9 protein-coding genes are annotated in these 10,167 nt (G+C 66.1%); 7 read left to right on the forward strand and 2 right to left on the reverse strand.

Annotation, left to right across the window (positions count from 1 at the left end):
- Positions 1-37: 37 nt before the first annotated feature.
- The 7 genes from leuS (at position 38) to AC07XB_RS18960 (ending at position 8,384) form a co-directional block, all read left to right on the forward strand.
- Complete coding sequence (leuS, locus tag AC07XB_RS18930) at positions 38-2,674, forward strand: leucine--tRNA ligase (protein ID WP_492829140.1); 2,637 nt, start codon at positions 38-40, stop codon at positions 2,672-2,674.
- Between the two features lie 48 nt (positions 2,675-2,722).
- Positions 2,723-3,244: an LPS-assembly lipoprotein LptE gene (locus AC07XB_RS18935; RefSeq protein ID WP_052494686.1), complete on the forward strand. Its 522-nt coding sequence runs from the start codon at positions 2,723-2,725 to the stop codon at positions 3,242-3,244.
- Between the two features lie 64 nt (positions 3,245-3,308).
- Positions 3,309-4,349 (forward strand): DNA polymerase III subunit delta, encoded by a 1,041-nt coding sequence (holA, locus tag AC07XB_RS18940; RefSeq protein WP_492807988.1) that lies wholly within the window; start codon positions 3,309-3,311, stop codon positions 4,347-4,349.
- Between the two features lie 125 nt (positions 4,350-4,474).
- Positions 4,475-5,755, forward strand: coding sequence for a glutamate-5-semialdehyde dehydrogenase (locus AC07XB_RS18945; protein WP_183035257.1), 1,281 nt, complete (start codon positions 4,475-4,477; stop codon positions 5,753-5,755).
- Between the two features lie 102 nt (positions 5,756-5,857).
- On the forward strand, positions 5,858-6,280 hold the full coding sequence (locus AC07XB_RS18950; RefSeq protein ID WP_150985938.1) for a CopD family protein: 423 nt from the start codon (positions 5,858-5,860) through the stop codon (positions 6,278-6,280).
- A 142-nt stretch (positions 6,281-6,422) separates the two neighbouring features.
- Complete coding sequence (locus AC07XB_RS18955; RefSeq protein ID WP_043349543.1) at positions 6,423-7,028, forward strand: 2-hydroxychromene-2-carboxylate isomerase; 606 nt, start codon at positions 6,423-6,425, stop codon at positions 7,026-7,028.
- Between the two features lie 81 nt (positions 7,029-7,109).
- Positions 7,110-8,384 carry a THUMP domain-containing class I SAM-dependent RNA methyltransferase gene (locus AC07XB_RS18960; protein WP_492807985.1) on the forward strand — a complete coding sequence of 425 codons (1,275 nt, stop codon included), beginning with the start codon at positions 7,110-7,112 and terminating at the stop codon, positions 8,382-8,384.
- A gap of 43 nt (positions 8,385-8,427) precedes the next feature.
- Here the strand turns inward: AC07XB_RS18960 and AC07XB_RS18965 are convergent, their stop codons facing one another.
- Both AC07XB_RS18965 and AC07XB_RS18970 read right to left on the reverse strand, forming a co-directional pair.
- The gene (locus AC07XB_RS18965) at positions 8,428-9,474 is read right to left on the reverse strand and encodes a response regulator (protein ID WP_492372943.1); all 1,047 of its coding nucleotides are present in this window, start codon (positions 9,472-9,474) and stop codon (positions 8,428-8,430) included.
- Between the two features lie 294 nt (positions 9,475-9,768).
- Positions 9,769-10,167 (reverse strand): NAD(P)(+) transhydrogenase (Re/Si-specific) subunit beta (locus AC07XB_RS18970; RefSeq protein ID WP_493688082.1); only part of this gene is annotated, 399 nt, incomplete at its 5' end.

Genomic DNA, 10,167 nt, shown 5'->3' on the forward strand with positions numbered 1-10,167 from the left:
TTTTCGCACGCCGACGCACCGCGCCGTTGTCCTGAACATGCAAGACAAATACCTTCCCTCAGCCGTTGAACAAGCCGCCCAGCAACACTGGCAAGCCATCGATGCCTACCGCGTATCGGAAGAGGCGAAGCTGGCCGACGGCAGCGAGAAGCCGAAGTTCTATGCCTGCTCGATGCTGCCTTACCCGTCGGGCAAGCTGCATATGGGCCACGTGCGCAATTACACCATCAACGACATGATGGCGCGCCATCTGCGCATGAACGGGCACAACGTGCTGATGCCGATGGGCTGGGACGCGTTCGGCATGCCGGCGGAAAACGCCGCGCTCAACAATGGCGTGGCGCCGGCGGCCTGGACCTACAACAACATCGCTGAAATGAAGCGGCAGATGCAGTCGATGGGCCTGGCCATCGACTGGTCGCGCGAAGTCGCCACCTGCAGCCCGGACTACTACCGCTGGAACCAGTGGCTGTTCCTCAAGATGCTGGAAAAGGGCATCGCCTACCGCAAGACTGGCACGGTGAACTGGGATCCGGTCGACCAGACCGTGCTGGCCAACGAGCAGGTCATCGATGGGCGCGGCTGGCGCTCGGGCGCGCTGGTTGAAAAGCGCGAGATCCCGATGTACTACCTGCGCATCACCGACTACGCCGAGGAACTGCTCGGCGACCTGGACGACCTGGGCTGGCCCGAGCGCGTCAAGATCATGCAGCAGAACTGGATCGGCAAGAGCGTGGGCGTGCGCTTCGCGTTCCCGCATGCCATCGCCGGTGACGACGGCAAGCTGATCGGCGACGGCAAGCTCTATGTGTTCACCACGCGCGCCGACACCATCATGGGCGTGACCTTCTGCGCGGTCGCCGCCGAGCACCCGCTGGCCACCCATGCCGCCGCGACCAATCCTGAACTGGCCGCCTTCATCAACGAGTGCAAGCACGGCTCGGTGATGGAAGCCGATATGGCGACCATGGAAAAGAAGGGCATGCCCACCGGCCTGAAGGTGGTGCACCCCCTGACCGGCGAGCAGGTCGAGGTGTGGGTTGGCAACTACGTGCTGATGAGCTACGGCGACGGCGCTGTGATGGGCGTGCCCGCGCACGACGAACGCGACTTTGCCTTTGCCAACAAGTACGGCCTGCCGATCAAGCAAGTGGTCGATATGGTTGACGCCAAAAAGGGCCAGCCGTTCTCCACCGAAGCCTGGCAGGAGTGGTATGGCGACAAGGAGCACGGCACCTGCATCCATAGCGGCAAATACGACGGCCTGGACTACAAGGCTGCGGTGCAAGCCATCGCAGCCGATCTCGGTGCCAAGGGCCTGGGCGAGAAGAAGGTCACCTGGCGCCTGCGCGACTGGGGCATCTCGCGCCAGCGCTACTGGGGCACGCCGATCCCGCTGATCCATTGCGACGACTGCGGCGTGGTGCCGGTGCCGGAGCAGGACCTGCCGGTGGTGCTGCCGGAAGACCTGGTGCCGGACGGCACCGGCAACCCGCTGGCCAAGGATCCGCGTTTCCTCGCGTGCACCTGCCCGTCGTGCGGCAAGCCGGCGCGCCGCGAGACCGACACCATGGATACCTTCATCGATTCGTGCTGGTATTACATGCGCTATACCTGCCCGGACGCGGCCACCATGGTCGATGCGCGCAACGACTACTGGATGCCGATGGACCAGTACATCGGCGGCATCGAGCACGCGATCCTGCACCTGCTGTACGCCCGCTTCTGGACCAAGGTCATGCGCGACATGGGCCTGGTCACGTTCAACGAGCCGTTCTCCAACCTGCTCACGCAGGGCATGGTGCTCAACGATACCTACTACCGCGAAGACGCGGCGGGCAAGAAGACCTGGTTCAACCCGGCCGAAGTCGACGTCAGCACCGATGAGCGCGGCCGCCCGCTGGGCGCCGTGCTCAAGGCGGATGGCCAGCCGGTGGTGATCGGCGGCGTGGAGAAGATGTCGAAGTCCAAGAACAACGGCATTGACCCGCAGGCCCTGATCGACCAATACGGCGCCGACACCGCGCGCCTGTTCGTCATGTTCGCCGCGCCGCCCGAGCAGCAGCTCGAGTGGAGCGGCTCGGGCGTGGAGGGCGCTTCGCGCTTCCTGCGCCGGGTGTGGAACTACGGCTATGCCAACGCCGAGGCGATTGCGGCGGCGGGCAATGCCGTGCCATCCGGCGACGCCGACGCAGCGCTGCGCCGCGAGATCCACAGCGTGCTCAAGCAGGCCAACTACGACTATCAGCGCATCCAGTACAACACCGTGGTGTCGGCGACCATGAAGATGCTCAACGCGCTGGAAGACGCCAAGCAGGCCACGCCCGCCGCGCGCCGCGAGGGCCTGGGCATCCTGCTGCGCGTGCTGTATCCGGTGGTGCCGCACGTCACCCACGGGCTGTGGCAAGAGCTTGGCTACGCCACGCAGTACGGCGATCTGCTCGACGCAGCCTGGCCGCAGGTGGACGAATCCGCGCTGGTGCAAAGCGAGCTGGACCTCGTGCTGCAGATCAACGGCAAGGTGCGCGGCAGCCTGAAGGTGCCGGCCGACGCCGACCGCGCCGCCATCGAGGCGATGGCTGCCGCCAGCGAGATCGTTGCCAAGTTCGCTGACGGCGCCGCGCCGAAGAAGATCGTGGTGGTCCCGGGCCGCCTCGTTAATGTGGTTCTTTAACGTGACGCTGTAACTAGCGTCAGAGAAGCCAACAAGGGAGCTGCCCACATGGATGGACAGAAGCTGGATCGACCGCTGCAGGGCCGCCGCAAGGTCCTGGCCACGCTGCTGCTGGCCGGCCTGCTGGGCGGCTGCGGGTTTCACATGCGCGGCAACGCGGACTTTGCATTCAAGCGGCTGTATGTGAGCATTCCGCCCAATACGCTGATGGGCTCCGATTTGCGCCGCGCCATCCGCAACGGATCGGACACGCAGATCGTGACCGACCCGAAAGAAGCGGACGCCCTGCTCGATGTGCTGCAGGATACGCGTACCAAGACGGTGCTGTCGATCACCACCACTGGCGTGGTGCGCGAGTACCGCCTGACGCAGCGCTTCACCTTCCGCCTGCGTGACGCCGGCGGCCAGGAGCTGATCGCGCCGTCGCAGCTGGTGCTCACGCGCGACCTGACCTACAACGAAGCCAACACGCTGGCCAAGGATTACGAAGAGCAGCAGCTCTATCGCGACATGCAGCGTGACATCGTGCAGCAGCTGATTCGCCGGCTGAGCGCGGTCAAGGCCATCTGAGCGGCGCGAGAAGCGCCGGCCAGACAAGCTCAATAGGCAAGGACAGAGGAAAGAAGCGCACGGCATGCAGCTCAAGCTCGACGGACTCGAAGCGCACCTGCGCCAGGCCAAGGGACGCGGCCTGGCACCGCTCTACGTGGTGCATGGCGACGAGCACCTGCTGGTGCTAGAGGCGGTCGACCGCCTGCGCCAGGCTGCGCGCGAGGCCGGCTTCACGGAGCGCGAGGTGCTGTCCTCCGAGCGCGGCTTCAACTGGGGCCACGTGGTCCAGGCGCAGCAATCGATGTCGCTGTTCGGCGATCGCAAGATCGTCGAGCTGCGGATTCCCTCCGGCAAGCCCGGCAAGGACGGCGGCGAGGCGCTGCGCGCGGTGGCTGCCCAGCCTTCGCCGGACGTGGTCATGTTCATCACGCTGCCGCGGCTGGACTTCGCCACGGCCAAGTCGGCCTGGTTCCAGGCGCTGGACGCCGCCGGCGTGTCGATCAAGGTCGATTCCGTCGACCGCACGCGGCTGCCGGCCTGGGCCGGCGAGCGGCTGGCGCTGCAGCAGCAGCGGGTCGAGCCCGGTGAACCGGGGCGGCGCGCGCTGCAGTTCATCGCCGACAAGGTCGAAGGCAACCTGCTGGCCGCTCACCAGGAAATCCAGAAGCTCGGACTGCTGTATCCGGCTGGTCCGCTGACCTTCGAGCAGGTGCACGATGCGGTGCTCAACGTGGCCCGCTACGACGTCTTCAAGCTCTCCGAAGCCATGCTCAGCGGCGACGTGCCGCGCCTGGTGCGCATGCTCGAAGGGCTGCGCGGGGAGGGCGAGGCCACGGTGCTGGTGCTGTGGGCGCTGACCGAGGAAATTCGCGTATTATCCAAGGTCCGGCAAGGGCTGGCGGCAGGCAAGCAGATTGGTGTCCTGACGCGTGAACTGCGTATCTGGGGCCCGCGCGAAAAGCTGGTGCCGCAGGCCGCGCAGCGCCTCTCGCTGGCGCAGCTGGAAGCCGCGCTGGGCATGGCCGCCAAGCTGGACCGGCAGGTCAAGGGCCTGCGCGCCGAAGGCATGCCGGCCGAGCCCTGGGATGGCCTGCTGCAGCTGGCGCTGACCATCGCCCGGTAAGCCCGCAGGCCGGTAGCCGGTAGCGCGGTCATTGGAGATCACTGCCAGCGACCCGCATAGCCAGCCGTAGCCGACAAAAAAAAAGCTAAACCAAGCATTGAGGGCCGGGTCCCCTGGCCAGGAATATGAACGAGCTCGATCTCAAGCAGTACATGGACCGCGTCGGCCAGCAGGCCCGCGCCGCCTCCCGCGCCATGGCGCGCGCCTCCACCGCGGACAAGAACCGCGCGCTGTTGACCATCGCCGCCGCCATCCGCCGCGACGCCGCGCACCTCAAAGCCGTGAACGCCGGCGACGTGGAGCGTGCCCGCGCCAACGGCCAGGACGCCGCTTTCATCGACCGCCTGACGCTCTCGGACAAGGCGATCGACACCATGGCCGCCGGCCTGGAGCAGATCGCCGCGCTGGCGGACCCGATCGGCGAGATCAGCAACATGAAATTCCGTCCCACCGGCATCCAGGTGGGCCAGATGCGGGTGCCGCTGGGCGTCATCGGCATCATCTACGAGTCGCGTCCCAACGTGACCATCGACGCAGCCGCGCTGTGCCTGAAGTCGGGCAACGCCACCATCCTGCGCGGCGGCTCCGAGGCGATCGATTCCAATACCGCGCTCGCCGCCCTGGTGGCCGAGGGCCTGGCCGCCGCCGGCCTGCCGCCCGAAGCGGTGCAGGTGATCTCGACCACCGACCGCGCCGCGGTTGGCCGCCTCATCACCATGACCGAATACGTCGACGTGATCGTGCCGCGCGGCGGCAAGAGCCTGATCGCGCGCCTGATGGCAGAAGCGCGGGTGCCCATGATCAAGCACCTGGACGGCATCTGCCACGTCTATATCGATGTCGACGCGGACCTGGACAAGGCGGTGCGCGTCGCAGACAACGCCAAGACCCAGCGCTACGCGCCCTGCAACACCATGGAAACGCTGCTGGTCGCGCGCGATGTCGCCGCCGCGGCGCTGCCGCCGCTGTGCCGCATCTACCAGGAAAAGGGCGTGGAGCTGCGCGTGTGCGCCGCCACCCGCGCCACGCTGGAAGCCGCCGGTTTCACCGGCCTGGTCGACGCCACCGAAGAAGACTGGCGGCTCGAGTACCTGGCGCCGGTGCTGGCGATCCGCACCGTGGCCGGGCTGGACGAGGCCATCGAGCACATCAATACCTATGGCTCGGCGCATACCGATTCCATCATCACCGAGAACTACACCACTGGCATGCGCTTCCTGCGCGAGGTGGACTCGGCCAGCGTGATGATCAATGCGTCGACGCGCTTTGCCGATGGCTTCGAGTACGGCCTGGGCGCCGAGATCGGCATCTCCAACGACAAGCTGCACGCGCGCGGCCCGGTCGGTCTGGAAGGCCTGACCTCGTTGAAGTACGTGGTGTTCGGCCACGGCGAGATCCGTACCTGAGCGGGCTGGCGGCACGCGTCCCGTGCCGCCTCCCGTCGCGCAGCCCCACCGTTTCACCGTTCCCATGCGTTCCCATGGGAACCTAACCAGAAAAAAGGCCAGATGCTCTGGGTTAAAGCGCTGCACATCGTTTTCGTTGTCTCCTGGTTCGCTGGCCTGTTCTACCTGCCTCGCATCTTCGTCAACCTCGCCATGGAGCGCGAGCCGGCCAGCGTGCAGCGCCTGCTGCTGATGGCGCGCAAGCTCTACCGCTTCATGACCATGCTGGCGGTGCCGGCGCTGGTGTTCGGGCTGTGGCTGTATATCGGCTACGGGATCGGGCGCGGTCCGGGGCAGGGCTGGATGCATGCCAAGCTGGCGCTGGTGCTGGTGCTGATCGGCTATCACCATGGCTGCGGCGTGCTGCTCAAGAAGTTCGAGGGCGGGCGCAATACGCGCTCGCACACCTTCTATCGCTGGTTCAACGAGTTGCCGGTGCTGGTGCTGCTGGCGGTGGTGATCCTGGTGGTGGTCAAGCCGTTCTGACGCGCATTGGCCGGCGGCCGCGCGCATCGCCTGTGCGGGCCGCCGGGTTTGGGTTTTTTCTCGTATCGTATTTCATTCGTTTCACGCAGCATTGCCGCGTTCACCGCGCGGTTGTCTCGCCCCACTCCGTCCAGAGGACATGATGAGCAAGCAGGTCGACTACTATCTCACCCCGCAATCGCCTTTCGTCTACCTTGGCCACGAACGCTTCACCGCGATTGCAGCCAAGCATGGCGTGCAAGTCAATCTCAAGCCCTGCGACCTGGGCCGCGTGTTCTCTGTTTCGGGTGGCTTGCCGCTGGCGCAGCGTCCGCCGCAGCGCCAGGCCTACCGCCTGGTCGAGCTGGCCCGCTGGAGCGAGTTTCTCGGCCTGCCGCTGAACCCGCAGCCGACCTTTTTCCCGGTCTCCGGCGACGCCGCCAGCAAGCTGGTCATCGCCGTGCAGCTGGCCCATGGCACCGCCCGCGCGATGGAGCTGATCGGCGCCATTGGCCGCGCCCTGTGGGCCGAGCAACGCAATATCGCTGACGCCGCCACGCTGGCGCAGCTGGCCGACAGCATCGGCCTGGAAGGCGCGGCGTTGCTCAAGGCGAGCGACGCGCAGGCTGTCCAGGCCGCTTATACGCAGCACACCCAGGACGCGGTTTCCGTCGGCGCGTTCGGCGCGCCGTGGTACGTCTATGACGGCCAGCCTTTCTGGGGCCAGGACCGCCTGGACTTCCTCGATCGCGCCCTCGCGGCGGGCTGAAGCCCCGGAGCGCGGTACACTGCGCGCTATCCGACCCCGTCCGCTACGGCGGACGTTTTTGTTTGCAGGAATTCCCAAGCCATGTCCCAAGCCTTTTTTGCCTCCTGCCCGCGCGGCCTCGAGAGCGCACTTGCCGAAGAGTTGCACGAGATCGCAGCCCGGCCCGGCCTGGCCAGGCTCGCCCCCATCCAGGTCCATCGCGAAATGCCCGGTGGCGTCACTTTCTCGGGCGAGATGGCCGCGGCCTACGCAGTCAACCTGCATTCGCGCATCGCTAGCCGGGTGCTGATGCGGGTCGCCAACCGCGGCTACCGGCGCGAAGACGACGTCTATGACCTGGTGCGCGCCCAGCGCTGGGATCATTGGTTCACGCCGGATGAGACGCTCCGGGTGGACGTCACGTCCCATCGCTCGCCGCTGCAGAGCCTGAACTTCATCGCCCTGCGTATCAAGGACGGCGTTTGCGACGCCATGCGCGAGCGCTCGGGCGAGCGGCCCAGCGTCGATACCGTGAATCCGGATGTGCGGATTTATGCCCATCTGACCGAGCACGATTGCACGCTCTACCTCGACACCTCGGGTGATCCGCTGTTCAAGCGGGGCTGGCGCCTGGAGAAGGGCGAGGCGCCGCTGAAGGAAAACCTGGCTGCCGGCATCCTGCGCCTGGCCGGATGGGTGCCAGGCCAGACCGAACGCCCGTTCTACGATCCGATGTGCGGCAGCGGCACCTTCCTGGTGGAAGCGGCCCAGGTGGCCCTTGGCCTGGCCCCTGGCGCGAACCGCAGCTTTGGCTTCGAGCGCCTGAAGGGCGCCGACAACAAGACATGGAATGCGCTGAAGGCGGCTGCGCGGGATGACGAGGAGGCCGCGCGCAAGCGCGTCGCGTCCGAGCCTCTGGAACTCGCCGGCAGCGATATTTCCACGGACCTGCTGTCGATGTCGCAAGCCAACTGGGAACGCGCGGGCTTGCCCGGCGAAGTGCGGTTGAAGCAGGTGGATGCGCGCTTTGCGCAGCCGCCGTTCGCGGCACCCGGCCTGATGTTGATGAACCCGCCGTATGGCGAGCGGATTGCCGTGCGGGGAGAACGCCGGCGGCCGATGGACGAAGCACCGGTCGACGAGATCGATGACGAGGCCGCCAATCAGTTCGCCAGCGCCTTTGCCACCACGCTCAAGCAGCATTTCGCGGGCTGGCAGGCATGGGTGTTCACTGGCGACCTGACGCTGCCGCGCCGCTTGCGGCTCAAGGAGTCGCGCCGCACGCCGCTGTACAACGGCAATATCGAATGCCGGCTGTTCCGTTTCGACATGGTGCGAGGCGGCAACCGCAACGCCCCGGCGCAGCCTTCGGCCTGATGCGGCAAGCGCAGGAGAGCGAGCCTGTCCTGCGCTGCCTGGCTTAGCGCGTTGCGCGCCCGGTGACCCGCTCGGGGTGACGGGCAAAATCGTCCAGGAAGCCCTGGAAGCTGACCACCGGCTCCTGCAGCAGATGGCGCGGCAGGTCGAACAGCGCGTAGAAATAATCCTCACGCCCTTCGCAGCGCTCGGCCGGCAGGCAATATTGCTCCCAGTCGATGCAGGCCGGCGTGTACATGCCATTGCCTGGCCAGAAGAAAGGCACGATGCGGCCCTCGCGCAGTCCCTCGATCAGGGCCGCCGGCGCATCGTAAGCTTCCGCGGATTCCACCTGGTTGATCAGGCCGGCGCGTGTCTCGATCACCATCAGCGTGGCCTGGCCCTGCGCCGTCAGCATCAGGATGCCGGCCGGGTTGGGGTAGAGGTAGTACTCGACAAAGCCGTAGCGCGCGGTGACCTGGCGCACCCGCTCGCAGATCGCGGGGTCCGACAGGAAGGAAAACGAGTGGCGCGTCAGCAGGTCGCGCAGCGTGCGCGACAGGGTGGCGAAATACTGCTGCTGGAGCGCGTCGATCTCCTGGTCCAGCCGCTCGACCATGTTGCTGTCGTGCTTCTTCACGTAGCGGTCGATCAGCCCATGGTTGAAGCCCTGCACGGCAATGCCTTCGTCGGCGGTGCCGGTCAGCAGGATGGTCTTGCACGGCAGGTCCTGCAGGGCCTGGCAGAACTCCAGCCCGTTCATCTGCGGCATCGAATAATCAACCACGATCACGCCCGGCTGCACAAAGCGGTTGTAGTCGTGGATTTGCCGGTAGATGCGGTCGATATCGAGCTGCACGGTGCGCCGCTCGGTCAGGAAGGTCAGGTCGTCATGCGTGACCCGCACGGGCAGGAAGCCGGTCGAGCGTGTGGTGTAGGTCTCGCGGATCCATTGCAGGGCTTCGCGGGGGTCGGTGAAGGTCACCACCGGCCGCGACGGATCCATCTGGAACGCCAGGCTGTCGATGAACGATTTACTGTCGTCGACGAGCACCGTGAGGATCGGGTGATGGAAGACCGACAGATTCCTGTCCTGGGGGTTGAATGTCATGTTGCGTTCGGCTCCGCTGTCGGCAGATACTTCGGGCGGGTGGTTTGGCGCGGCTGGAGATCCGGCGCGGCAAGGCCAGCGGACGGATCGGTTCGGAGCGGCCCACCGCGCTGGACTACACCTGGCCCTTTTTGGGTGACCGGCGCGTGCCATGGCCGGTGACCGGAAACCAGTATAGCGCGCTCGCGCTCGCGCGCAACCGGACCTCGGCGAGATGGAAAAAAGCGCGACAGTGTCGCGCTCTTCGTGGCGGCAGATACGGGCGGATGCCCGTATCTGGTGCTTCCGGCGTGCTTACTCGACCGCCTTGCCCATGTCTTCCACCACCTTCTTGGCGTCGCCGAACACCATCATGGTCTTGTCCATGTAGAACAGCTCGTTGTCCAGGCCCGCGTAGCCAGCGGCCATCGAGCGCTTGTTCACGATGATGGTCTTGGCCTTGTAGGCTTCCAGGATCGGCATGCCGGCAATCGGCGAGTTGGGATCGGTCTTGGCGGCCGGGTTGACCACGTCGTTGGCGCCCAGCACCAGCACCACATCCGCCTGGCCGAACTCGCTGTTGATGTCCTCCATTTCGAAGACCTGGTCGTAAGGCACCTCGGCCTCGGCCAGCAGTACGTTCATGTGGCCCGGCATGCGGCCCGCCACCGGGTGGATGGCGTACTTCACCGTCACGCCTTTCTCGACCAGCTT

Source organism: Cupriavidus sp. GW821-FHT02F09 (assembly GCF_059421605.1).

Excerpts from the sequence above, each read along its gene's own strand:
- leuS (WP_492829140.1), top strand. The coding sequence starts at position 38 with ATGCAAGACAAATACCTTCCCTCAGCCGTTGAACAAGCCGCCCAGCAA.
- AC07XB_RS18935 (WP_052494686.1), top strand. The coding sequence starts at position 2,723 with ATGGATGGACAGAAGCTGGATCGACCGCTGCAGGGCCGCCGCAAGGTC.
- holA (WP_492807988.1), top strand. The coding sequence starts at position 3,309 with ATGCAGCTCAAGCTCGACGGACTCGAAGCGCACCTGCGCCAGGCCAAG.
- AC07XB_RS18945 (WP_183035257.1), top strand. The coding sequence starts at position 4,475 with ATGAACGAGCTCGATCTCAAGCAGTACATGGACCGCGTCGGCCAGCAG.
- AC07XB_RS18950 (WP_150985938.1), top strand. The coding sequence starts at position 5,858 with ATGCTCTGGGTTAAAGCGCTGCACATCGTTTTCGTTGTCTCCTGGTTC.
- AC07XB_RS18955 (WP_043349543.1), top strand. The coding sequence starts at position 6,423 with ATGAGCAAGCAGGTCGACTACTATCTCACCCCGCAATCGCCTTTCGTC.
- AC07XB_RS18960 (WP_492807985.1), top strand. The coding sequence starts at position 7,110 with ATGTCCCAAGCCTTTTTTGCCTCCTGCCCGCGCGGCCTCGAGAGCGCA.
- AC07XB_RS18965 (WP_492372943.1), bottom strand. The coding sequence starts at position 9,474 with ATGACATTCAACCCCCAGGACAGGAATCTGTCGGTCTTCCATCACCCG.